Annotated in this window: 19 protein-coding genes, 2 tRNA genes and 1 CRISPR repeat array (1 of these 22 running past the window's edge); of the genes, 10 read left to right on the top strand and 11 right to left on the bottom strand. The window is 53.0% G+C overall.

Annotated features, from left to right (window positions below; genetic code table 11):
- Window positions 1–29: 29 nt before the first annotated feature.
- Genes KCG43_RS19775 through KCG43_RS19795 form a run of 5 tightly spaced genes read right to left on the bottom strand, consistent with a single transcriptional unit; the run spans window position 30 to window position 4,668 of the window.
- A complete protein-coding gene (locus KCG43_RS19775; protein WP_192017187.1) occupies window positions 30–377 on the bottom strand; it encodes a cytochrome C oxidase subunit IV family protein in 348 nt (115 codons plus the stop codon).
- Between the two features lie 24 nt (window positions 378–401).
- Entirely contained in the window at window positions 402–1,124 is a 723-nt protein-coding gene (locus tag KCG43_RS19780) for a cytochrome c oxidase subunit 3 (protein WP_218387094.1), read from the bottom strand.
- Window positions 1,125–1,157: 33 nt separating this feature from the next.
- Window positions 1,158–1,772 carry a cytochrome c oxidase subunit 3 gene (locus tag KCG43_RS19785; protein WP_192017185.1) on the bottom strand — a complete coding sequence of 205 codons (615 nt, stop codon included), beginning with the start codon at window positions 1,770–1,772 and terminating at the stop codon, window positions 1,158–1,160.
- Complete coding sequence (gene ctaD / locus KCG43_RS19790; RefSeq protein WP_192017184.1) at window positions 1,769–3,529, bottom strand: cytochrome c oxidase subunit I; 1,761 nt, start codon at window positions 3,527–3,529, stop codon at window positions 1,769–1,771. The genes KCG43_RS19785 and ctaD overlap by 4 nt, the downstream gene beginning before the upstream one ends.
- A gap of 20 nt (window positions 3,530–3,549) precedes the next feature.
- Window positions 3,550–4,668 (bottom strand): cytochrome c oxidase subunit II, encoded by a 1,119-nt coding sequence (locus KCG43_RS19795; RefSeq protein ID WP_192017183.1) that lies wholly within the window; start codon window positions 4,666–4,668, stop codon window positions 3,550–3,552.
- Window positions 4,669–5,006: 338 nt separating this feature from the next.
- Between KCG43_RS19795 and KCG43_RS19800 the strand changes: the two genes are divergently transcribed.
- The 6 genes from KCG43_RS19800 (at window position 5,007) to fhuB (ending at window position 11,592) form a co-directional block, all read left to right on the top strand.
- Window positions 5,007–5,924, top strand: coding sequence for a DUF808 domain-containing protein (locus KCG43_RS19800; RefSeq protein WP_192017182.1), 918 nt, complete (start codon window positions 5,007–5,009; stop codon window positions 5,922–5,924).
- A 55-nt stretch (window positions 5,925–5,979) separates the two neighbouring features.
- Window positions 5,980–6,672: a hypothetical protein gene (locus tag KCG43_RS19805; RefSeq protein ID WP_218387096.1), complete on the top strand. Its 693-nt coding sequence runs from the start codon at window positions 5,980–5,982 to the stop codon at window positions 6,670–6,672.
- Between the two features lie 309 nt (window positions 6,673–6,981).
- Complete coding sequence (locus KCG43_RS19810) at window positions 6,982–7,755, top strand: siderophore ferric iron reductase (protein ID WP_218387098.1); 774 nt, start codon at window positions 6,982–6,984, stop codon at window positions 7,753–7,755.
- 63 nt (window positions 7,756–7,818) lie between these two features.
- Window positions 7,819–8,604 carry an ABC transporter ATP-binding protein gene (locus KCG43_RS19815; protein ID WP_218387100.1) on the top strand — a complete coding sequence of 262 codons (786 nt, stop codon included), beginning with the start codon at window positions 7,819–7,821 and terminating at the stop codon, window positions 8,602–8,604.
- A 75-nt stretch (window positions 8,605–8,679) separates the two neighbouring features.
- Complete coding sequence (locus KCG43_RS19820) at window positions 8,680–9,618, top strand: iron-siderophore ABC transporter substrate-binding protein (protein WP_237795725.1); 939 nt, start codon at window positions 8,680–8,682, stop codon at window positions 9,616–9,618.
- 3 nt (window positions 9,619–9,621) lie between these two features.
- Complete coding sequence (gene fhuB / locus KCG43_RS19825) at window positions 9,622–11,592, top strand: Fe(3+)-hydroxamate ABC transporter permease FhuB (protein WP_218387102.1); 1,971 nt, start codon at window positions 9,622–9,624, stop codon at window positions 11,590–11,592.
- A 139-nt stretch (window positions 11,593–11,731) separates the two neighbouring features.
- On the opposite strand, the gene KCG43_RS19830 is transcribed toward fhuB, so the two are convergent.
- Window positions 11,732–12,454: a YebC/PmpR family DNA-binding transcriptional regulator gene (locus KCG43_RS19830; RefSeq protein ID WP_192017176.1), complete on the bottom strand. Its 723-nt coding sequence runs from the start codon at window positions 12,452–12,454 to the stop codon at window positions 11,732–11,734.
- 314 nt (window positions 12,455–12,768) lie between these two features.
- On the opposite strand from KCG43_RS19830, the gene KCG43_RS19835 reads away from it, so the two are divergent.
- Together KCG43_RS19835 and KCG43_RS19840 are read left to right on the top strand one after the other, a co-directional pair.
- Window positions 12,769–12,859 (top strand) — tRNA-Ser (locus tag KCG43_RS19835).
- A gap of 42 nt (window positions 12,860–12,901) precedes the next feature.
- A tRNA-Asp gene (locus KCG43_RS19840) sits at window positions 12,902–12,978 on the top strand.
- Between the two features lie 548 nt (window positions 12,979–13,526).
- Here KCG43_RS19840 and KCG43_RS19845 read toward each other — a convergent pair.
- The 5 genes from KCG43_RS19845 to KCG43_RS19865 form a co-directional block, all read right to left on the bottom strand.
- Window positions 13,527–15,173, bottom strand: a complete 1,647-nt coding sequence (locus KCG43_RS19845) for a methyl-accepting chemotaxis protein (RefSeq protein ID WP_218387103.1) — start codon at window positions 15,171–15,173, stop codon at window positions 13,527–13,529.
- Window positions 15,174–15,562: 389 nt separating this feature from the next.
- Window positions 15,563–16,681 (bottom strand): ABC transporter ATP-binding protein, encoded by a 1,119-nt coding sequence (locus KCG43_RS19850; RefSeq protein WP_218387105.1) that lies wholly within the window; start codon window positions 16,679–16,681, stop codon window positions 15,563–15,565.
- A 2-nt stretch (window positions 16,682–16,683) separates the two neighbouring features.
- A complete protein-coding gene (locus tag KCG43_RS19855) occupies window positions 16,684–17,526 on the bottom strand; it encodes a carbohydrate ABC transporter permease (protein WP_218387106.1) in 843 nt (280 codons plus the stop codon).
- 8 nt (window positions 17,527–17,534) lie between these two features.
- Window positions 17,535–18,524 carry a carbohydrate ABC transporter permease gene (locus KCG43_RS19860; protein ID WP_218387110.1) on the bottom strand — a complete coding sequence of 330 codons (990 nt, stop codon included), beginning with the start codon at window positions 18,522–18,524 and terminating at the stop codon, window positions 17,535–17,537.
- A 51-nt stretch (window positions 18,525–18,575) separates the two neighbouring features.
- Window positions 18,576–19,790: an ABC transporter substrate-binding protein gene (locus KCG43_RS19865; protein WP_218387112.1), complete on the bottom strand. Its 1,215-nt coding sequence runs from the start codon at window positions 19,788–19,790 to the stop codon at window positions 18,576–18,578.
- Between the two features lie 239 nt (window positions 19,791–20,029).
- Between KCG43_RS19865 and KCG43_RS19870 the strand changes: the two genes are divergently transcribed.
- Together KCG43_RS19870 and KCG43_RS19875 are read left to right on the top strand one after the other, a co-directional pair.
- Window positions 20,030–21,109, top strand: coding sequence for an ROK family transcriptional regulator (locus tag KCG43_RS19870; RefSeq protein ID WP_192017170.1), 1,080 nt, complete (start codon window positions 20,030–20,032; stop codon window positions 21,107–21,109).
- A gap of 9 nt (window positions 21,110–21,118) precedes the next feature.
- A complete protein-coding gene (locus tag KCG43_RS19875) occupies window positions 21,119–22,903 on the top strand; it encodes a family 20 glycosylhydrolase (RefSeq protein WP_218387115.1) in 1,785 nt (594 codons plus the stop codon).
- A 125-nt stretch (window positions 22,904–23,028) separates the two neighbouring features.
- Window positions 23,029–23,260: a CRISPR direct-repeat array (repeat unit 29 nt; unit sequence GTGTTCCCCGTGAGTACGGGGATGAACCG) (it continues 1,080 nt past the right edge of the window).

Below are 23,260 nucleotides of genomic sequence, written 5' to 3' on the forward strand. Positions count from 1 at the left end.
CTGGCGCTGACAAGGTGTCTGCCGGGTCATTATCCGCCCGGCAGACTGAAAAACCATTCTCTGAGAGCAAAGATATAGCTTGCTTCGCTCGCCATCAGACCTACCAGGACGAGCAGGACTAACGGCGGAAGGAAAATGGTATACACCAAAGCGAGCCTTTCCCAGCGCATGTGCATGAACACGGCGGCAATCAGCCCGGCTTTCAGTGCCATAAACAGCAGAATAAGGCTCCACCGTAACATGCCCTGCAAATGGAAATAGTCGACCAGATACGAGAGGGTACTGAGCACAAAGAGCAGTCCCCATACTTTAAGATACAGGCTGATTGGATGCTGCTGCTTCACTGAATCATGAGTGAGTTCAGAATTTGCCATCATGGCCTCCTTGACGGTTTGCCTGAGTTACCACAGATAAAAAAAGGCGAATATAAATACCCACACCAAATCAACGAAATGCCAGTACAGTCCGGTGATTTCAACAATTTCGTATTTTCCCCCCTGTATTCCCGTGGCATGTGGATCCACCTGTTTTTTGTCATATTTTCCCAGAGCGACCCGAATGGCGACTATCGTCAGATACAGCACGCCCACACTGACATGCAAACCGTGAAAACCGGTGATCATGAAAAATGCCGCACCAAACTGCGATGCGCCTTCTTCATTTCCCCACGGGCGAACTCCTTCGGCAATGAGTTTGCTCCATTCGAACGCCTGCATACTGACAAAGGCCAATCCCAAAAGCGCGGTTAACAGCATCAGTAAGGCAGTGGACCAGCGCTTTCCCTGATAGCCGCAGTTGACGGCCATCGCCATGGTTCCGCTGCTGGTGATCAGCACAAAGGTCATAATGGCAATCAGGATCAGGGGGATGGAATGACCGGCAATCGTTAAGGCAAAGACCTCGCTGGTTGGTGGCCAGATGTCAGTCGTGGTCATGCGGACCGACATATAGCCCACCAGAAAACAGCCGAACACAAAGGTGTCGCTGAGCAGAAAAATCCACATCATGGTTTTGTTTGCCGAGACGTGAAATGCCGCACGATCGCCGGCATAGTCGTTGATGACCCCTGTCCAACCTGTTTGGCTGCCCAGGGTTGGCGTCCGGGATGGTTGGGTTTCACTCATAATCAAGACCTCTCGTTCTGCCGGCTGTGCGGATCAGGTTAATCGCAGTAAGCCCAGCAGAAACAGCCAGATGAATAACAGGAAATGCCAGTACCGTGCGCAGAGCTGCAACCATAAATGCAGGTTGTCCCTTTGCCCCCGCCAGACCTGATACACCACTACACCCAGGGCCAGAACCCCACCGATTATGTGCAGTGCATGCAGGCCGGTCAGGAGATAAAAAAAGCTGTTAGCCGGGTTGGCCAGCACGCCCTGGTTGATCTTGACCAGCGCCTGCCAGGCCCATAACTGTGCGAGAATAAAGCCGAGCGTAAAACAGACCGCCATTATCAGCTCGGTCTGGCAGGCGGCAAGGGCAGGCAGCAAACGGGCTTTACGGCCGGCAAGGTGCATGGCCACACAGCCCAGTACCAGCAGTGATGTGCTCAGCATCAGTTGCCACGGCTCGTTGAGCGCTTGCCAGTCACTCAGCGTGTGGCGGATGTAATAGGCCACGGTAAACAAGAAAAACAAAGCACCGATAACCCCCATGAGTACCCACAAACCGGTCGAGGCAATCGCATAGGTGCTGGCAGGCTGGTAGTGGGCATTCGGGGCCGGACTCAGGTTGCCCGACGCCAGTGTCGAGAGTGCAGGCTTACGGCTCATGTTTCGGACTCCTCAGGCTCGCTGTCGGGCATATCCGTCGCGATATCGTCGGGCGGCTGGTTCTGAGGCAGATAATCTTCTTTGGCGCCGGGCACGCTGAAATCATAGGCCCAGCGATACACCACAGGGAGCTCATCGCCCCAGTTGCCATGTTTAGGTGGCGTATCAGGGGTTTGCCACTCCAGTGAGGTGGCACGCCAGGGATTGCCGCCCACAGCTTGTTCATGACGCCAGCTCCAGTACATGTTGAAGATAAACAGCAGTTGCGCCGCTCCGACAATCAGGGCCGCGATGGTAATGAAGGCATTGAGGTGCTGCGCCGATTCGGGAATAAAACTGTAGTCTTCCCAGGCGAAATAGCGCCTTGGCATCCCCATAACACCGAGATAGTGCATAGGAAAATAAATGGCGTAAGTCCCCAGAAACGTAAACCAGAAATGGATATGGCCCATGGTGTTGTTCAGCATTCTGCCGGTGACTTTGGGATACCAGTGATAGAGCCCGCCGAAAATCGCCAGGATCGGTGATACGCCCATCACCATGTGGAAATGGGCCACCACAAAATAGGTGTCCGACAAGGGAATATCGACCACCACATTGCCCAGAAACAAACCGGTTAAGCCACCGATGACAAAGGTGCTGATGAAGGCCAGAGCGAACAGCATAGGCAGCGTGAGATGAATGTCACCTTTCCAGAGCGTAAACAGCCAGTTGTAGACTTTAATCGCGGTCGGAACAGCGATCACCAGCGTGGTGATGGCAAAGAAAAAGCCGAAGTACGGGTTCATACCGCTGACATACATATGGTGCGCCCAAACGACAAAGCTCAGTACCCCTATGGCCAGAATCGCCCATACCATCATCTTGTAACCGAAGATGTTTTTGCGGGCATGAATGCTGATTAAGTCCGACACTATGCCAAAGGCAGGCAAGGCGACTATGTAGACTTCAGGATGACCAAAGAACCAGAACAGGTGCTGGAACAGGATAGGGCTGCCGCCGCCGTGCTCGGTAAGCTGTCCCATGGATATCACGGCAGGCATAAAGAAACTGGTGCCGAGCAGTTTATCGAACAGCATCATCACCGCACTGACAAACAGGGCAGGGAAGGCCAGCAAAGCCATGGCTGAGGCGGTAAAAATACCCCAGACGGTCAGAGGCATGCGCAGCAGCGTCATGCCCCGGGTCCGCGCCTGCAGCACAGTGGTGACATAATTCAGCCCGCCCATGGTGGCGGCGACGATAAACACCGCCAGCGATATCAGCATCAGCACAATGCCCCAGTCGGTGCCGGGTGTGCCGGGCAAAATGGCCTGCGGCGGATAAAGGGTCCAGCCGGCGCCGGTTGGCCCGCCGGTGACAAAGAAACTGGCCAGTAAGATCAGTGAAGCCAGCAGATAAAACCAGTAACTGAGCATATTCAGAAAAGGGAAAACCATGTCTCTGGCACCCACCATTAACGGAATCAGATAGTTACCGAATCCGCCCAAAAACAAAGCTGTCAGCAGGTAGACCACCATGATCATGCCGTGCATGGTCATAGACTGGTAATAGGTATTGGCATCAATGAAATCGAAGGTGCCGGGAAAGCCCAGCTGCAGGCGCATAATCCAGGACATGACCAAGGCAATCAGGCCCATAAAAATGGCGGTCAGAGAATACTGAATGGCAATGACCTTATGATCCTGGCTCCAGATATACTTGCTCCAGAACGATTGCGAATACCCGGAGCTGTGTTGGTGAGTCTGTGCTGTCATATCTCCTCCCGTCGCGAGCACTATTGCGCCAGAGACTGGATATAAGCGATCAGGGCATCGATTTCCTGATCATTCAAAGTATACGCAGGCATGACCGCAGGGTAGCCTTTTACCAGTTCGGCTTTGGCATCCAATATGGCCCGTTTCAGATAAGCTTCATCGGCCTGAAGCTGTGTATCATCCGACAGGGTTCTTGTATTGCCGTACAGCCCTTGCCAGGTCGGTCCGATGCCGGTCTTGCCGTCGCTGCTGTGGCAGGCGATACAGCCGTTGACTTGCGATAACGTCTCGCCCATCGCAATCAGATCGGCTTGTGAGAGTGCCTCGCCACTCGCGGTCGTGTCTGCGGGGCGCTGGGTTTGGGCAAACGTCGGCTGTGCGGCCAGCCAGCGACCAAACTCTGCTTCGTCTTCAACCACAACACGCCCGCGCATATTGAAATGCCCGACACCACAGAGTTCGGCACAAAGAATGTCAAACTGTCCGCGCTCAGTGGGTCTGACCCAGAAATGGGTGACGGTGCCGGGAACCAGATCCATTTTTGCCCGGAACTGGGGCACGTTGAAATCATGGAGGACGTCTTTGGATCGCAGCAGCACTTTGTAGGGCGCGTAAAGGGGCAAGTGCAGCTCGGGCAACAGAATTATCCGATCATCTGCACCGGCAGGATCATCCGGGTCAATGCCTAACGGGTTGGTACTGGACACAAACCGGGTGTCACTTTTGCCCAGCTGAGCGTCATCACCGGGAAAACGGAATCGCCAGCGCCACTGCTCACCGACGACTTCGACAATCCGTGCCTCATCAGGCACGCTGACAAATTGCCCGTACACCACCAAGCCCGGGGCCAGTAAAGCGATAATGCCGACAGAGGTAATGCCGATCAGCCAGGCTTCCAGCTTTTTGCTGTCGGGCTGAAACTGGGACTGGCGGCCGGGTTTATGTCTGAAGCGAATGACCAGCCAGGCAAGCACCAGGTTCAGAACGATAAAAAACGCTCCGGTAATGATGAGAGTCAGGTGCAGCGCATTATCTATCTCCCCCCAATTTGACGCAGCAGGCGTCAGCCACCAAGGGCTGTAAATATGGAAGGCAATGGAAGCAACGACAATAATGATCAGGGCAATGGCTATTGCCATATATCACCTTTTACCGAAATTGGTCGCATCCATGAGAGGAACAAAAATCGGTAACCCGAACCCTGAAAGTCAAACAGTATTGTTGCCCGCGCAGTGAAGGCTTTATACACAGCTGCCAGCCAGAAAAATGACAAAGTGGCTGTGTTTGATAGTCATATTGATTAAAAGCTTAGTGGACATCACCATGCTGTGCGAGTGATCTGAGGGCTTTCTCTGCAGACGGTTCGTAAATGAGAAAGCTGGGTTTCACCGAAAAATGTCTTACTATGAGAGAGGTTATTCAGGCACAATCGCCTGATAGTCAATAAGATAAGCTTTCCCAAAAATGAGGAGGGGATGTGGCTGGTGCAAGTTTGTTAACCTTGCTGGATGATATTGCAACCGTACTCGATGACGTTGCCGTAATGAGTAAGGTCGCGGCCCGGAAAACCGCCGGGGTGCTGGGGGACGATCTGGCCCTGAATGCCCAGCAGGTGGCCGGGGTAAGAGCAGAACGAGAAATCCCGGTTGTGTGGGCGGTGGCAAAAGGTTCGTTTAAAAATAAGTTGATCCTGGTGCCGGCGGCCCTGTTAATCAGTGCTGTTGCACCCTGGCTCATCGTGCCATTGCTGCTGACTGGCGGTTTGTTTTTGTGTTTTGAAGGTGCAGAAAAAGTCATTCACAAACTCACTCATGATGATGCAGAAGAAGAGCTGAAAGATCACGATCAACTGCCCGATGGCATGGATATTGATGAATACGAGCAGAACAAGATAAAAGGAGCAATCAGAACCGATTTTATTCTGTCAGCCGAAATTATCGTGATTGCATTAGGCACCGTTCAGGGCATGTCTTTGATGACGCAATTGCTGGTAGTCAGCCTGATTGCCCTGACCATGACAGTGGGCGTTTATGGCTTAGTGGCAGGGATTGTCAAACTTGATGATGCTGGCTTTTATCTGGTGAAGCAGCATCAGGAGAAGAGCCTGTTGCACCGTTTTGGTCAGCTGTTGATCGCCGCCGCGCCTAAGCTGATGAAGTTACTGGCCGTTGTCGGCACCATCGCCATGTTTTTGGTCGGCGGCGGTATCGTGGTTCACAGTATTCCCGATTCGCATCACTGGCTGGTGGTTTTAACTGAGCGGTTGCAAGCTCTGCCCGGTGCATCATGGCTGGTGCCCATGATGACCAACCTGATAGTCGGTATCGTTGCGGGCCTGCTGGTACTGGCTGTCATTTCGGCCTGGCAGCGTTTGCGCGGTAATCAGGCAGCATAAATCATTGACTTAAGGTATGCTGATGTCAGCTTGAGATGTAAGTATAAGAATGAATATGACGAAAAAGCCAAGACGCAGACCTTTTGTGATGCTGAACCGCCTGCCTTTGCTGGCGGTTCTGTTTTTCCCCGGTATCACAGCCGCCAGCAGTGAGCCGGGAACCGCAACAGTACAGGGAGCGGTATCATCCCAGAACACTGCCTCAGTGCTGGCAGATGCATTCGAACAGTCAGCCCAACTGTGGCGGCGAGATGCTATCGCTTATGCCCGGTTGCCCAGCCGTGATGATATCGGCCAGATACTCACTACCTACGGGTTAGATGCGGCAGGAAAACCGGTTCCTGTCTCACAGCAAGACATTGTTCAGGAAAGTGTTGTTGTCCGTGATATGCAGCCATTGGTCGGGGCGGTTTATCACGAATATCTGATGACCAAAACCGCCTGGTTCGAACAATACGGCATGATGCCAGATACGCTGTCATTCCACAGTTATCAGTCGTTGCGTCAGGTACAGGTATTGACCGTGGATGCACAGCTAGTGTCAGCACTTGGCAGCCTGGACGGTAAATCTGTCGAGATAAAAACCAGTGATTTCCCGGCATTAATTGATGCAAACCAAGGTGCAGAGACTGCTCTTTCCACCGTTACCCTGATGTTAGGCGATCGGGTGACAGATGCTGGCGAAGTGATAGCGATAGACACACTGCAACAGCTCTATAGCCTTCAGGGCGATCTCCCTCAAATCTGACAGGAACCAGCCGCAGGGCTGGTTTTTTCATCTTTATCTCCCGCCGATACCGCAGCAATGTCACTGTGGTATTTTTTGACTGATCATTTTGAGAATAATTGTTATTATTCTTCCCATTACTTTCCAGAGTGTCGCAGCGACGCTGGTGTGATTACACCAAACGGTAGAAAGGAATGTGCCCCAAAAAGATAATTCAACTTGAATGATAATAGTTATTATTTATTCTAGTATTATTGGCCTGGTAAGAATTTGCGTTTGCTCAAAGTGCAGCAAGCGAGTCCATGATAGTTTGGTGAATGGATGACAACAGTGTTGAATACAAAACAGAGCTCTGAAGCTGACCGCTTTCCCGGCACCATTGCGCGTGCCGTTCAGCCGGAAAATTTGATTCGGTTGTTCAATGATGCGGAGCGTTTGATACCCATAATGAAAGGTGTTTCCGCGCCTGACACCTTGTTTTGTATTAAGCGTGATGGCAACAACGATCAGTTGCTGGCCAGCCTGTATCAGTACTGGCAGCAGAACTATCCGGAAGCTGGGCAGCCTTACTGGACGACACGTAGTTGGTCTATGCTGACCTGGCAGCCGCTCTATCTGGCTTTTGTCTGTGTTTACAGTGTGCAGTCGGTGCCGCCACTGAGCCGTATCGTTCAGCAATATAACAATGCAGGGTGGGTGGCTGGCTACAGTTTCAGCCAGAATAGCCAATGGTGCGAAGGCAATACCCAGCAGCTGATTCAGTGCGCGGGCCGTGAGCTGGTCGATCTGTATGACGATCTGCGAGAGCAGATGGAACACCATACCCGTATTCGTCCTGGTTTTACCCGCCAGTTACTGGCGGATGCCGTCCTGGCGGTGCTGCTGCGTTACCACAATGCATTACCTGAGAAGATGCCTGCGGACGATGTACCCCAGCATGCCGCTTGGTGGCTGGAAAGTCTTGGCTTGCCCGCCAAGCATATTGAGACCCTGTACCGCTCCGAAGCCGACGGTCAGTGGCAACAACTGCGAGTCAGTTGCTGTATGCATTACCGGCGTGATGATGGCAGCTATTGCGAAAACTGCCCGAAGAATAAACTCTAGGCCTGGTTGTGCCGCACGCGATGCGTTGATCACAATCTTGCAGTGTAAGTCATAAGAAAAACTATGTTTGAACTCAACAACATCCGTGTACACCGTGGTGGGCGCGATATTTTGCGTATCGATCAGCTCACTATCGACAGCGGGGCTTTTACCATGGTGCTGGGCCACAATGGTTCAGGTAAATCAACGCTGGTGAACTTGCTTGCCGGACAAACGGCGCCCGATGAAGGCGACATTCTGCTCAACCAACAGCCACTGACTACGCTGTCTGCCAAAGCGCTGGCACGTGAAGTGGCTTTCCTGCCACAAAAGCTGCCGGACGTTGCCGGCTTGACGGTCAGAGAACTGGTGAAACTGGGGCGCTTTCCCTGGCGCGGCACATTCGGTCGCTGGCAAAAAGATGATGTCGCCATCATTGAAGCAGCCATGCGCAAGACTGGCACCTTACGCTTTGCCGACAATCTGGCCGACCAGCTCTCTGGCGGGGAACGCCAGCGCGCCTGGGTGTCTATGCTGCTGGCCCAGCAGTCACCTGTCCTGATCCTCGATGAGCCGACCTCGGCACTGGATATTCATCATCAGTATCAACTGATGTCTTTGCTGGCAGAGCTGAACCGAGACACAGGCTGTGGCGTAATCGTCATCTTGCACGATCTGAATCTGGCTTTGCGTTTTGCCACGCACGTGGTGGCCCTGAAGCAAGGGCGCATTGCCTTCACCGGCCCGAAAGACGTGTTACTGGATGAACCAAGACTGTCTGCATTGTATGAGACGGACATTAAACTCATTGATCACCCTGTCAATTCAGATCACCTGACTGGCCAGAAAGTTGCTGTGGTGTGTGAATAACAGTGGCACGAAAAACAGAGAAGTTGTCGTTTTATGTTGAATAAATGGTTGAAAAATATGGGCCCAGTGGCGCGAATGAGCAAATGGACTGCCGTGGCAGCCTTGCTGTTCTCCGGTCAGGTGTTTGCTGAGATAACGGTGACCGACAGCCGAGGTGAGCACACACTGACTGAGCAGCCCCAGCGTGTGGTTGTTCTCAACTGGGATCTGGCTGAACAAGTACTGGAACTGGATGTCACTCCTGTTGGTATGCCAAATATCAGTGGCTATCAGGAATGGGTTGTTCAGCCTGCCATACCCGCCGGTGTGGCGGATATCGGCACCCGCACCGAACCGAATCTGGAGAAAATTGCGGAACTGAAACCGGATCTGATCCTGGCTGCCTCACCGCAAAAAGATTTGATCCCCCGCCTTGAAGCTCTGGCACCTGTGTTGTACTACGAAACCTACAGCCAGTCGCTCAGCAGTGCAGAAGCTGCCATTGCGAACTTCCGCCAACTGGCCACAGTCTTTGATCAGGAAGCGCTGGCTGAGCAGAAACTCACGGCCATGTCTGAACGTTTTACTGAACTGAAAAATCAGCTTAATCAGGCGTTTAATGGTGAGTCACCCAGTGTGGTCGCGATGCGATTTGCCAATCAGACCTCTGTGTATATCTATGGCCAGAATTCCACCACTAATTATGCGCTTGAGCAGTTGGGTCTGACACCGGCCATGCCTTTACCTGCCACCGAGTGGGGCATTGTGCAGAAGCGGCTGACCGACCTGCAAAAAGCGGGTAGGAGCTATGTGCTCTACTTCCGGCCTTTCAATGAAGAGAAGCAGTTGCAGCGCTCGGTTATCTGGAATGCCATGCCTTTTGTCCGCGATAAGCACGTAAACAGTGTTGCTTCTGTCTGGAACTATGGCGGGGCCATGTCAATCCGTTATATAGCCGAAGCCATGGCCGACAGCCTGTTTGAAATTGCGCCTGATCAGGATGTGGTTTCCTCCGTTAAGGGCGGGCAGGACTGATTCATGACCCGCTCTTTGTCTTTCTTTCCCATACTGCTGCTGGCCTTGTTGTCAGCCGTTGTTGCCAGTCTTCAGATTGGCTCTGATCTTTCTCTTTCCCGTCAGCTTGCCATAGTCACCGGCACCCAGGCTGAAGAATTTGCCGACATCATGTTTAGCTATGCCCAGCTGCCGCGCCTGGTGATGGCGTTGATGGTGGGCGCTATGCTGGGGCTGGTTGGCAGCCTGATGCAACAACTGACACAAAACGCGCTGACCTCACCGCTGACACTGGGCACCTCTTCCGGCGCCTGGCTGGCGCTGATCATAGTCAACGTCTGGTTCCCTGAGCTGGTGGGTGATCACAGTGCCCTGGCCGCTATGGCGGGTGCCATGCTGTCTCTGTTTCTGGTGATTTTCATTGCCGGGCCGAAAAATATGACGGGGTTGCCCCTAGTGCTGTCGGGCATGGTGGTGAATATTCTGCTTGGCTCAGTGGCAAGCGCTATCATTTTGCTGAACGCGGAATATGCTAAGAACGTCTTTATCTGGGGTGCCGGCGATCTGACTCAGAACGGCTGGGAATCTGTGCAGTGGTTGTTGCCCCGCTTGTCAGTGTCACTCCTGCTGCTGGTGTTTGCGCCGCGCATTCTGACCCTGATGCGTTTGGGTCATCAGGGTGCCACAGCACGTGGTCTGAATGTCGTTCCTGCTTTTATCGTGCTGATGGCAGTCGGCTTGTGGCTGGTGGCCGCGTCTATAACAGTGGTCGGTGTGATAAGCTTTATCGGACTGCTGACGCCAAATATTGCGCGGGCACTGGGTGCCAGAACCCCGAGGTTTGAGCTCACCATGAGTGCTTTGCTCGGGGCGCTGCTCTTAGTGATGACAGATGCCGCCGCCCAGCTGCTCAGCCAGCTGACAGTTGACGCTATTCCGAGTGGCACCACGGCAGCAGCCATCGGTGCGCCGGCCCTGTTGTGGTTCAGTCGGCGTAAGATGAAAGCGCAGGATCAGGTGTCGATAAAACTGCCTCCGAGCCGGGATCGTCTTTCTGCTTTGAGCCTGCCAGCATTGATGCTGACTGTCGCTGGCATACTGTGCCTGACGGCTGTGTTTGTGACTGACGGCCACAGCTGGCATGTCGCGCTGCCAACGGCTTATCAGTGGGAACTCCGCTGGCCGAGGATGCTGACCGCTCTCAGCGCCGGAGTCGGGCTAGCCATTGCGGGCACTGTGCTGCAGCGGTTGATCTACAACCCGCTTGCCAGTCCGGATATTCTGGGGATCTCTGCCGGCGCAACCTTTGCTTTGGTGGGGGCCAGTGTTTTCCTGGGCATGAACATTTTTGCGGTGGGCTCTGTGCTGGCATTTGCTGGCAGTATGCTAGTGCTGGCCGTGTTACTGGTGCTGGGACGCCGTCATCAGTTTGCCCCTTCCAGCCTGATTCTGATCGGTATTGCCCTGACTGCTCTGATCGACGCCTTAGTGCAGTTTGCTCTGGCGAAAGGCACGCAGGACAGCTACAGCATACTGACCTGGCTGGCAGGCTCAACCTACCGGGTGACACAAGGCAAAGCGGTATTTCTGTTCGTTGGGGTGGCCGCCTTGTTCGTGTTCACACTTTCCACCTCGCGCTGGCTGACTCTGATTTCTGCCGGCAGACAGTTTGCGGCTGCTCGTGGTTTGAATGTCCCTGTCAGCAGCGCTTTGTTACTGGGGACTGTGGCTTTATTGTGTGCTCTGGTGACAGCCACTATGGGGCCGGTCGCTTTTGTCGGTTTGCTGGCACCACATATGGCGGTGATGCTGGGTGCCAAGCAGGCCAAAGAGCAGCTCTTAGTGGCGTCACTGGTTGGTGCATCTGTGATGTTAATTGCTGACTGGGTAGGGCAGACTGTGCTGTTCCCGGCTCAAATCGCGGCCGGCACTCTGGTGTCTGTGATAGGCGGCAGTTATTTTCTGTTTTTGCTGATTCGCGGCAGAAGCCGATAGCAATACAGCGCTTCGATTGAGCAGATAAAAAAGCCGGGTTAGCAGCAATGCAACCCGGCTTTTTGTTGTTACCCTTAAACCACCGCCTATGGCGGTGGTGATTGTTTAAAGCCGCCTTCACAGAAGGCGGATTAAGGGATTAACCTTCTATTTCCGCGTTGTGGTAAACGTTCTGCACATCGTCGCAGTCGTTCAGCATGTCGAGGAATTTGTCAAACGTGGCTACATCGTCGCCGGTGACCGGATGCATTGCCTGAGGAACAAAAGTGATTTCTTCCACTTCCATCACCAGATCAGGCATGGCGTCAGACAGGGCATTTTTCACTTTGAAGAATTCAGTGTGCGGTGCGAAAACAGTGATCATGCCGTCTTCCGCTTCGATGTCGGTCACATCTGCATCACCCATGATCAGGGCTTCCATGACGGCTTCTTCGTCATCGCCTTTGAACTGGAATACCGCCTGATGATCGAACATGTGGGCAACAGCACCTGGCGCACCGATTTTCGCGTTGTTCTTCACAAAACACTGGCGAACATCCATGTAGGTACGGTTGTTGTTGTCGGTCAGACAGTCAACGATTACAGAGCAGCCGCCAGGTCCGAAACCTTCGTAGCGTGCCGTTGAAAAATCTTCACCGCCGCCACCGCTTGCTTTATCAATAGCTTTTTCGATCACGTGACTAGGCACCTGATCTTTCTTTGCTTTTTCCATCAGACGGCGCAGAGACAGGTTGCTGTCCGGATCTGTACCGCCGTTTTTGGCGCTCATGTAGATCTCTTTACCGTACTTGGAATAGACCTTGATTTTAGCGCCTTGTGTTTTAGCCATTGAGGCTTTACGAACTTCGAAACTGCGTCCCATGGGGAATCACTCTCTGTAATTGATACTTTCGATATGTAGGGGCTGATTTTATCAGCACGGTCTGTATTTAGGCTAGTGCCTAGTTTCGCATTTACCAGCCGAAACGACAATTTGCCATAATCTGACCTGTGAACACCGGCTATTTTAGCTTGGTTTCCGCCCTTTTAAGGCGAAGAGACTATAAAAATAACCGTTTTGGTGATTAAAAATAGTCCAGATACATGAAAAACACGGTTTATGGCTCAAAAAATAGACATTTGAATGTCTTGGTACTTTACAGTGTGAATTGAGCTGGTATGATTCACCGCACTTACGGAGAGATGGCTGAGTGGTTGAAAGCACCGGTCTTGAAAACCGGCATACGTTAATAGCGTATCTAGGGTTCAAATCCCTATCTCTCCGCCACATTCCATAAAGTTGCTGTTTAACAGCGGTTTTAAAAGAATTGGAGCGGTAGTTCAGTTGGTTAGAATACCGGCCTGTCACGCCGGGGGTCGCGGGTTCGAGTCCCGTCCGCTCCGCCACTACACGAAACCCTAGCCGAAAGGCTGGGGTTTTTTGTATCTAAGCGCCCCCGAAAGTGCTGCGCACTTTGGGTCGCGGGCCGGAATGCCGGACCATCGATTCCCGTCAGTCCGCCACTACAGCGAAGCCTCAGCAGAAAGGCTGGGGTTTTTTTGTATTTAAGCGCCCCCGAAAGTGCTGCGCACTTTGGGTCGCGGGCCGGAATGCCGGACCATCGATTCCCGGTCGTGTGCGACCCCAGCCGTCCGCTCCGCCACTACAACGAAGCCTCAGCAGAAATGCAGGGGTTTTTTGTTATGCATTGAATCTATTTCCGCCCTATGGTCGGATGAGTCCCGGTCGTGTGCGACCTCAGCCGTCCGCCAGCACACCAAGCCTCAGCGGCAATGCTGGGGCTTTTTTGTTTATGTTTCAGATTGATAATCCGTTCTGTGGTCGGATAGCTGAAAACCGGGATGGTGATTTGTGCTGTGGGCAAGCCTCTTCTGTGTCGAAGAGGCTTGTTGGATGTGGAGGAGGTGGTGGCGAAACGATCTCGCGAAATGATTTACAGCTTGAAGCGGCCAACCAGTTGATCAAGTTGCTTCGACAAAGCCTGAAGCTCGCCGCTGGATGCAGTGAGTTCGTTGGCGATGTCGGCGGTCTCTGAGGTTAAATGGTTGATGTCTTCAATATTGCGGTTGATTTCATGTACCACGGAGGATTGCTCTTCCGTTGCGGTGGCCACTTGAATGTTTTGTTCGCTGATTTGATCGATATAGGTGGCGATCTGAGCGAGTGACCCGGTCGCCTGGTTCGCTTGCTCTGCGACATCAGAACCTTGCTGGCGTCCCTGAGAGATAGCGTTGACGGCTCTGGTCGATTCATTCTGCAGTCTGTTGATCACTTCCTGTATCTCTTCGGTCGAACCGGCAGAGCGTGAAGCCAGGGTTCTGACTTCATCGGCAACGACCGCAAAGCCGCGACCCTGTTCACCGGCGCGGGCAGCTTCAATGGCGGCATTCAGCGCCAGCAAATTAGTCTGCTCTGAAATGCTGCGGATAGTATCCAGAATGGCACTGATATCGGTGACCTGGTGCGCGAGCGCTTCAATCACACCGGTAATGTCACCCAAGTCATTGCTCAGCTCGCTCATTTTCTCTCTGGATTGCTCAACCACCTGGCTGCCATCCTGAGCCTGTGTGGTGGCTTCTTTTGCGATATGAGCCGCCTGAGCGGCGTTATTGGCGATTTCATTAACTGTCGCTCCCAGCTCATTAATGGCCGTCGCCACCTGTATGGTTCTGTCTCGCTGCGTTAAGCAGTTGCTTTGTGTCGTCTGGGCTGTCGTCGCGACGGCCTGGGCTGTTTTGGCTAAGTTTCTTGAGCTTTGCGCCACTTCTTCCACAGAACGGTGAATCTTGGTGAAGAAATTATTCAGCGTCTGGCTGATCGCGTTCAGCTCATCGTTACCGTCCAGTTCAATTCTGGTGCTGAGCGCCATGTCCTGTTCAGCCGTTTTAATGGTTTGCTGAAGAATCGCTACCCTTGAGCGCAGGTTCTGAATAATGATGAAAGACACCAGGAAAGAGACGATCAGCGCAACAATGATAATCATCACCAGATTGCGTTGCCCGTCATTGAAACTGCTCTGAGCTTCATTGTTGAAGGTTTCGGCCTGAGTTAACAGGGTATCCAGCAGCGTATTGGTGTCTTGACGCATGACGCCATAATCGACGGCGTACTGGGTGTAATAGCGGTAGGCATCGGACAGATTACCTTTTTCCAGCGCAGCCAGCATGGGGTTGAGATCTGAGGCGATCGTGGCTTCAAAGCGTTGTTGTAATTTCTGCGCTTCCCGGCGTAATTCAGGGTTAATCTGCGCAGCTACCGATTGCTCAATTGCAGCACGCATTTCCGGAATGTCTTCGGTGCGTGTTTCATTGATCCTGGTCTGTACGCCTTTGGCGTCTTTCAGGCCATCAATTTCCTGAAATAACATCATGTCGATCCCCACGCGCATTCTCGGAATGCGTGAAGCGACTTCAGCCATAGCGCGCATTGGCGTGGCAGTATTCATGTAAAGCCGTTCTGACTTTAGCCCTATTTGAGACATGGTCGAATAACTGATTATGCCGACAAGTAATAACATGATGCACGGAAGCAATACCGCGAGTATCAGCTTTGTTCTTAAGGTCAGTGTATTTATTAGCATTGTTATCTCTTATTAACATATCCATAGAATGAAAAGGGGCGGAATAACACTGAGACGTGGGGGAGTTTGCCGGTGTTAGCCTGCCTTTGTAACCCGATGTGAGCGACTTATTGTGTCTTTATTGCCTTGACTGATTTGAATACAGACACGGCTATTATGTCATCGAACATCATTCGTTTATTTATTCATTTCATCAATGTCATTTTGGTTAATTATCTGAGTAAATAAATGAAGTTGGGCTGGAAGTAACACCTTTGGCTATGCACCATCGTTCGAAAGCGGGTATCGGTGCCTTTTTCAAACAGCAGCGACCAGTCAGGTATGATGGAATGTTGCACAAAGACGGGCTTTGTTCTGCCCCCTGACTGCAGGGGGCCGGGTGTTCAGGTTCAGCATGCGGGTGGTAATGACTGCGTATTCTGATCAAATAAATGGCAATACTCAGCGCGCAGGGAAACGGCCATACTGGCGCCGTTCTTCAGATCATGTTGCAATGCTTTTTCACCATCCATCATCAGGCTCAGTTTGTCTATGTCGCCGGAATAGCAGTGAATATACGACAGCGCACCAAGGTATTCCGCCACATTGATCTGCATATTTAACACTGTGCTGCCATCATCCATCGAATCCGGTGTCGCAACCAGCAAGTGCTCAGGGCGTATACCCAGTGTGATGTGATCGCCCGGTCTCACTGTGCTGCCGTCCCTGTTGATAGTGATCTGGTGCTGATCGGCTACAGATACAGTGGTGCTGCAAGCATCAGCGCTGATAACTGTAACCGGAATGAAGTTCATTTTGGGCGAGCCGATAAAGCCTGCCACAAACTGGTTTGCCGGATGGTAGTAGAGATCCAGCGGCGCGCCCACCTGTTCAATACGGCCATCACGCAGCACCACAATTTTGTCGGCCAGCGTCATGGCTTCCACCTGATCATGGGTCACATACACCATGCTGGCAGACAGTGAGCGATGCAGCTCGGCAATCTGGATTCGCATGTCGACCCGCAACTCGGCATCCAGATTGGACAGCGGCTCATCAAACAGGAAAAGCTTAGGGTTGCGGACTATGGCCCGGCCGATTGCCACACGCTGTCGCTGCCCGCCCGACAGCGCCTTGGGCAGTCTGTCGAACAGGTGATCGAGTTTAAGCATCTTACCGGCCAGCTCGACTTTTTCTTTTACTTTGTCTTTGGGTTGATTATCAATATTGAGCGCAAACGCCATGTTTTCCCATACTGTCATCTGCGGGTACAGGGCATAAGACTGAAACACCATGGCGATGCCTCTGTCGGCCGGGGCTTCTCGGGTGACGTCTTCCCCATCAATAAAAATAGTGCCGGACGAGGGCTCCTCAAGGCCTGAAATCATTCGCAGCAACGTGGATTTCCCGCAACCGGACGGGCCGACAAAGGTGACAAATTCTCTGTCATTGATTTCCAGATCGATACCTTTCAGTACTTCGGTCTGGCCGTAGTGTTTTTTGATGTTTCTCAGTTGAATGTGAGCCATGACTATTCCTTAATTCCACCTTGAGTCAGACCTTGAATAAAGGCTTTTGATGCGAGTAAGAATGCGATCAGTGTGGGTGCCATCATGATGATCAGTCCGGCAAACATCATGTGCCACTGGATGGCAAATTCGTTCTGAAACTCCTGCAGTCCCAGCGTTAGCGGATATAAACTGCGATCTTGCAAAAACAGCAGCGGGAAGAGGTACTCGTTCCAGGCACTGACAAAAGACAACAGGGCAACCGTGGCGATGGCAGGCTTGACCAGAGGAAGCACTATCTTCCAGTAAATCTGAAAGGGCAAAGCGCCATCGACCCGCGCCGCCTGCTCAATTTCCGGTGAAAGGTGTTTAAAGAAGGTACTGAGAATAAACACCGCCACAGGCATCATACTGGCCGCCTGCACCAGAATAATTCCCAGCAGTGAGTTGAGCAGATCCAGGCTTTGCACTACCACAAAAAGCGGCGCCATTGCCAGACGCAGCGGCACGATCACCCCGATCATAAAAAGAATGAAAATGGTGCGGTTGCCCCGAAACTCAACCCGGGCCAGCACAAAGGCCGCCATGGTACTGAACAAAACAGCAACCGCGACGGTGCCAACGCTGATAATCAGCGAATTCATAAAGTAACCACTGAAATTGGCCATTTCCCAGGCCGCGGCATAGTTATCAAACTGCCAGCTGTCCGGCAGAGAAAAGGGCGCACGAATCACCTGGCCCAGGCTGCCTTTCATGGAGTTGATAAACGCCAGGCCAAAGGGGATAGCGACCACCAGAGCCCAGGCCAGTAACAGAAACTGCACCAGTACCTGCTCCATTGGGCGAAGTTTGAAAATCCTTTCCATAAGCTGTCCTATCGGTTACGCATATTGCGAAGCGCGAGATAAATGGTGGCCGGTAAAATCAGCACTGATATCACCATACCGATAGCGGCAGCCATGCCAAGGTCGGCAGTGCCGGAGCCGCCGCTGGTGCCAAATGCGGTACGGTACTGAAAGGTGCCTAAAATATCGGTGGAATAATAAGGACCGGCATCCGGGCCCATCAGAATCAGCACGTACTCGGCATTATTGAAGACATCGACCATGGTCAAAATGGTAATCAGCACGAAGGCGGGTGCCAGCACGGGAAAAACCACATGACGGATACATTGCCAGCGGTTGGCGCCGTCCAGTACTGCCGCTTCCAGCAAATCAGCCCGTACGCCCAGAATGGCCGACAGAATCAGCATGATGGAGAAGCCAAGCTTCTGCCAGGACTGAAACAGGGCAATGGTTGGCAGCGCGGTATCGGCTTCTCCCAGAAACATCAGCGGCGAGCTGATCAGATCCCAGTGCATCATCAGCTGATTTAACGGGCCGCGCACGTCAACGATTAACTGACCAAGAAAAGCAACGGCCACGGCCGCCAGCGGATAAGGCATGAAAAACAGCAGTTTATATGCTGATTTACCGGCGGTGTTCCAGCTCAGCAACAGCGCGAAGGTGGTGCCTAATCCCAGAAAAAGACTGATACAAATGGCAAAAAATACAAATGTCTGCTGAAACGCATTCCAGAGCTGGTTGCTCATGTACTCATCGGCGAGCAACTTGGTGAAGTTGTCGAAGCCGACAAAAGTTGCCGGCCCGATTCCCGGCCAGTCGAAGAAGGACAGCACCAGTGTGCCGATTAAAGGTAACAGGTTGAATATCCCGTATAACAGACAGCCGGGGATCAGCAGCAGGGCGTACTGGAGTTTCTCTTTTTGCCGGAAACTCAAACCTTGCGCTTTCTTAACATCGCCGCGCAGCAGCTCAGCGGGCAGATCGTCTGAATAGTCATCAGGGCTAGGGGCGTGTGGCATAACGACTCCGTTTGGGGAAATGGCCTGCCAGAGCAGGCCAACAGAAAAAGGTTACAGGTTCTTCGCTTTAAAACCGTTTTCGATTTCCTGCGTCAGACCCTTGGCATCGACTTTACCTGCCAGAAATTTCTGGTAAGCCGGGCCGACGATTTCCTCATACTGCACGTTAAAAGGCCCCTTCCAGGTCAGGTAGGGTTGCGCGTGCTGTGAAACAAAGCTGGCCGCTTCGGCCTGATATTTCCCCTGGTAGGTAATGCCGTCGGCGTAAGTCGACAGCTCGCCGACATGATCTGCGAACAGCTGGGCGAATGCTTTGGTGGCGGTGAAGGCCAGCAGTTTATCGGCGGCTTCGCGTTTGGCACTGTTGGCATTAACCAGATATGCGCCGTCTGCAAAGGCATAGACTTTGCCGCCGTGCCCCGGAATCGGCATCAGGCCAAGTTCTACACTGGGATCGGTCTGCGCGATAGTCGAGAGTGGCGAGGTGGACCACAAACCATCAATGATCATGGCAGAATCACCCAGCGCGATATTCGCCCGCATTCCGTTATAGTCCTGTGCCGCTGCTGATGGATTAATGTACGGCTGCCAACTGGCGAACGTGTTGGCTACCTGCTGATAACCCTCAGCGGTAAAGGGAGACTGACGGCTGGCGACCTGTTTCATGCCTTCACCGGACAGACCGGCTTCCAGTCCGGCGCTCATCATCGCCAGTGCCCAGCCAGCGCGGCCCGGTACTTCCAGCGGGATCACCCGGTTCTCTTTCAGGGTTTTCATCACAGCCACGAACTGCTCAGCTGTTTTGGGCTCGTCGAGGTTCAGCCTGTTGAAAATGGCCTTGTTATAAATAATCTGAACGGTCTGCACCGCAAAGGGCACGCCATAGATCTTACCGTCGGAACCGGTAGCTGCAACCAGAGTGGCTGGCGAAATACCGCTGATATCGACCGTGGCGGGCAGCGGCGCTATCACGCCGGCATTGGCGTACTGATCAATAAATGAAGCGCCGGGACGCCCCTGAAACAGGTCAGGCCCGTTGTCACTCTGCAAGCCCAGTCGTAAACGGGAGTTGTAATCGACGCCCTTGAAAACTTCCACCTTGATGTTGACGTCATCCATGGCTTTCGAGACCGCCTCCCATAGCGGGCGCTCCTGTTTGCGCCAAGTCCAGAGGGTGAGGGTTTCTTCCGCGAATGCAGACATGGGGGTGGCCACCAACAAGCCCAGCAGGGCAGAGATTGCGGTAATTCCTGACTTACGTTTCATATCGCCTTCCTTATGATATTTAGTTTCGGCTGGAAACTAAGTAAAAATGTAGAGAAATTAGCCGCGGATGCAAGGATCAAAATCACAATTATGTTAACAAGAAGATAACAATTATAAGGGTAACCTTGGAATGCATGGTTAAGTTAACAGAGTTAGAAATAAGGGAAATTAAGCCTTGAATTCAGCGGAGAGATTGATTAACAATAAATTCAACACACTAAGTTTCTAATGGAAACTAAATGATTAGAAAGGCACCAAACATCAAACAGGTTAACACCTCTCGCGTTATAGACGTGCTGTGGCGATACCAGAACATTTCCCGCATTGATATTGCAGACCGGCTGGGACTGGATAAATCGACAATTACTAAAATCGTCAGTTCGCTGGCAGAGAAACAACTGATTACTGAAGTGTCCAACCGGAACGGCCCCCCCCAGAGCGGACGGCCAAAGGTGTCTTTGCAACTGAACAAGCAACTCGGTGTTCTGGTTGGCGTAGAGCTAACCGACAGCCAGATCAACCTGTCGGTGCTTAACCTTGCCTGTCAGATCCTGTACCGCAAGATAGTGAGCTATCACCCCGGCACGCAACCGCTTGAGCAACTGGGAGATGTGCTGGCGCCTGTGCTTCGCGAGGTAGAAAGCCGCTGGGGCAAGGTACTGGCTATCGGGCTGGGGATGCCGGGTCTGGTCACACCGGATACCGGGGTCGTCTCTGTTTCCAGCGCCTTTGAGATCTCGCAACCTGTCGCTCTGGCAGAGCGGCTCTCGGCACAACTCGGCTACCCAGTGTACTGCGATAACGACGCCAACTGTGCGGCCTGGGGGCAGATTATGCTGTCGCGGCCACAGGGCAGCGGCAATCTGTTGTACGTGCTGTTCACCTCGCACCACCGTCATGACGACAGCCGGCATCTGGGCATAGGGCTGGGGTTCGTACTGAACGGCCAGTTGTTTTACGGTGATGACTGCCTGTCTGGCCAGTTCGATGTCGAAACCGGGCCGCACCAGAGCCCGGTGAGCGAGCCTGAGATACTGGCCCAGTTTGTTGATAAATTAGCCACCTTAGGCCGGTTGCTTAATGTGCACCAGATTGTTTTTGGTGGCGAAGTTGAGCCCTATGTCAGGGACATTGAACGGCTGATTCACGCCAATTTGGCCGCATTCAAAGGCCATCAGACCTGGCAACCGGCCACAGAGATTTCGACACTGGGTACGCAAGCCGTATCGGCGGGCGCTGCCGCTCTGGCATGGAGTAAAATCACTTCGTCAGACTTGGTGTTGTTCGAGGTACTGGACGCTCAGCGCATTTTATCGTAAGGACGCAATATGACCCCGGATTTCAGCCAGCTCTTTCCGCAGCCAGCAACCCTTAAACTGGATCACAGTGCAGCGCGGACCGACTACAGCGCCTTGCTTGCCGTGATCCCTACTACGGTGGCGCAGGTGATCCCCTCGCCGAGCGTGAGCTATCGGCAGGATGACAGTCTGCCAGGTCAGGGCTTTGTGATTCGGATAGCCGCCAGCGGGATTGAAATCGCCATGGCAGACGAGCCCGGCCGCCTGTATGCGCACTATTGCCTGGCACAGCTCATCGAGCTTTGTCACGGCCAGGTGCCATCACTGACTATTAGCGATCAGCCTGCGTTTGCCAAACGCGGGGTCATTGTCGATATCAGCCGCGACAAAGTACCGACCATGGCGGCCTTGTTTAAGCTGGTGGACTTCTGGTCGGCATTGCGAATCAACCAGTTACAACTGTACACCGAGCACACTTTCGCCTATCCGCAGCATCAGGCCGTATGGCAGGATTATTCGCCGATGACAGCCGAAGAGATCCAGGCGCTGGATCGCTATTGCCGGGAGCGGGGCATAGAGCTGATCCCTAATCAGGCCACCTTCGGGCACATGGAAAAGTGGCTGTGCCATCCGCAATACCGGCACCTCGCTGAGCAGACAACCGGCTTTTATGATCATCGGGGCGACTTCCGGCCAGAATCCTTTGGCCTGAACCCTCTTAGTGACAGTGTCACTGAGTTTATTGCTGGCTTACTCGATACCCTGTTGCCGAATTTCTCGTCCGATACCCTGAACCTGAACTTTGATGAAACCATGGATCTCGGCGCAGGGGCTAGCCAGCAGGCCTGTGAGCAGCAGGGCAAAGGACAGGTTTACCTCAATTACCTCAAGAAAGTGTTGGATCTTGCCCATGCAAGGGGCAAATCCTGCCAGATTTTCAGTGATATGCTGTTTCAATACCCGGACATTTTGCCCCATCTGCCAGGCGATCTGGAGTTGCTGAACTGGGGCTATGAAGAAGATCATCCTTACGATGACGAGCACCGGCAGCTGGCTGAGTTTGGCTACCCGTTTCAGGTGGTGGTATCGACCAACACCTTTGCCTCAGTGGCTGGCCGGGGGCAGGCCGCCAGAGTGCACATGCGCCGGGCCGCTGAATCGGCCCTGAAATACGGCGCCTGTGGTTATCAGATTTCCGAATGGGGCGATATGGGCCACGCGCAGCAACATTTCACCGCCTTACCCGGTTATGTGTTCGGCGCCGCCATGGCCTGGGATCCGCATCGCCATGCCAGTGTGAACGCCGGGCTGTTAGTTTGCACTCACTTTGGGCAAGCCTACACGCAGGCACTGCCTTTGATAGATCGCCTGCAGGATGCCTATCTCACCAGCGGCGTGGTCACGCCGAACTGCGCCTTCTATGGCCCGTTCGTGTTTGACCAGCGCTCAGGCCGCCATATCCGCCGCGCCGAGATCGCCAGCGCCGAGCAGATTGCCGAGGCAATGGACGATGTATCCAGCCTGAAAGCCGACATCGCCGGACTGCCCGCTTCCGCACTGCAAGCCGAGATGTTATGGACGGCAGACTGCATGCTGCTGGCCAGTCAGATCGCCCTGAGCTACGCCAACGCCGGGCATCGTGATATCACCGCTTTACCGCAGCAAGAAAAAGCCCGCATTCTGGACAAACTCGCCCTGGTTGAAGAGGCCTACGCCGATCTGTGGTTGCTACATTACCGCCCCGGCGGTCTGCGGCAAAGTGCCTCGCGGTTGGGGTATTTGCGGGAGTTGTGTGCAGATAAAACAGGGCAATAAGCCAAATCGCCACCTCTTAGTGAGCCATTTTGCACTGTTCAATGAACCGGTTATTTTCGCTGTCAAAACTTGGTAGAATTATATTGGTTGAATAAATGCTGTTAGAACAATAGCCTATATTTAGGGTGTTCCCCGTGAGTACGGGGATGAACCGTTATCGAGCGCTATTCTCAGTATTATAGTGCCGTGTTCCCCGTGAGTACGGGGATGAACCGTCGTACTTCCCGCTCATTCCGCTGCCTTCCAGCGTGTTCCCCGTGAGTACGGGGATGAACCGAAAGAGCAAAGTTCCCTTGTAACGCTCGACCTGTGTTCCCCGTGAGTACGGGGATGAACCGTTGAATCGACAATTTTGTC

The organism is Photobacterium sp. WH24 (assembly GCF_019204055.1).
GTDB classification, from domain to species: Bacteria; Pseudomonadota; Gammaproteobacteria; order Enterobacterales; family Vibrionaceae; genus Photobacterium; species Photobacterium arenosum.

What these genes read in the sequence shown, in the direction of transcription:
- KCG43_RS19815 (WP_218387100.1), top strand. Translation starts at nt 7,819, where the DNA reads ATGTTTGAACTCAACAACATCCGTGTACACCGTGGTGGGCGCGATATT.
- KCG43_RS19775 (WP_192017187.1), bottom strand. Translation starts at nt 377, where the DNA reads ATGATGGCAAATTCTGAACTCACTCATGATTCAGTGAAGCAGCAGCAT.
- fhuB (WP_218387102.1), top strand. Translation starts at nt 9,622, where the DNA reads ATGACCCGCTCTTTGTCTTTCTTTCCCATACTGCTGCTGGCCTTGTTG.
- KCG43_RS19865 (WP_218387112.1), bottom strand. Translation starts at nt 19,790, where the DNA reads ATGAAACGTAAGTCAGGAATTACCGCAATCTCTGCCCTGCTGGGCTTG.
- ctaD (WP_192017184.1), bottom strand. Translation starts at nt 3,529, where the DNA reads ATGACAGCACAGACTCACCAACACAGCTCCGGGTATTCGCAATCGTTC.
- KCG43_RS19795 (WP_192017183.1), bottom strand. Translation starts at nt 4,668, where the DNA reads ATGGCAATAGCCATTGCCCTGATCATTATTGTCGTTGCTTCCATTGCC.
- KCG43_RS19855 (WP_218387106.1), bottom strand. Translation starts at nt 17,526, where the DNA reads ATGGAAAGGATTTTCAAACTTCGCCCAATGGAGCAGGTACTGGTGCAG.
- KCG43_RS19850 (WP_218387105.1), bottom strand. Translation starts at nt 16,681, where the DNA reads ATGGCTCACATTCAACTGAGAAACATCAAAAAACACTACGGCCAGACC.
- KCG43_RS19780 (WP_218387094.1), bottom strand. Translation starts at nt 1,124, where the DNA reads ATGAGTGAAACCCAACCATCCCGGACGCCAACCCTGGGCAGCCAAACA.
- KCG43_RS19820 (WP_237795725.1), top strand. Translation starts at nt 8,680, where the DNA reads ATGAGCAAATGGACTGCCGTGGCAGCCTTGCTGTTCTCCGGTCAGGTG.
- KCG43_RS19870 (WP_192017170.1), top strand. Translation starts at nt 20,030, where the DNA reads ATGATTAGAAAGGCACCAAACATCAAACAGGTTAACACCTCTCGCGTT.
- KCG43_RS19875 (WP_218387115.1), top strand. Translation starts at nt 21,119, where the DNA reads ATGACCCCGGATTTCAGCCAGCTCTTTCCGCAGCCAGCAACCCTTAAA.
- KCG43_RS19845 (WP_218387103.1), bottom strand. Translation starts at nt 15,173, where the DNA reads ATGCTAATAAATACACTGACCTTAAGAACAAAGCTGATACTCGCGGTA.
- KCG43_RS19785 (WP_192017185.1), bottom strand. Translation starts at nt 1,772, where the DNA reads ATGAGCCGTAAGCCTGCACTCTCGACACTGGCGTCGGGCAACCTGAGT.
- KCG43_RS19830 (WP_192017176.1), bottom strand. Translation starts at nt 12,454, where the DNA reads ATGGGACGCAGTTTCGAAGTTCGTAAAGCCTCAATGGCTAAAACACAA.
- KCG43_RS19860 (WP_218387110.1), bottom strand. Translation starts at nt 18,524, where the DNA reads ATGCCACACGCCCCTAGCCCTGATGACTATTCAGACGATCTGCCCGCT.
- KCG43_RS19805 (WP_218387096.1), top strand. Translation starts at nt 5,980, where the DNA reads ATGACGAAAAAGCCAAGACGCAGACCTTTTGTGATGCTGAACCGCCTG.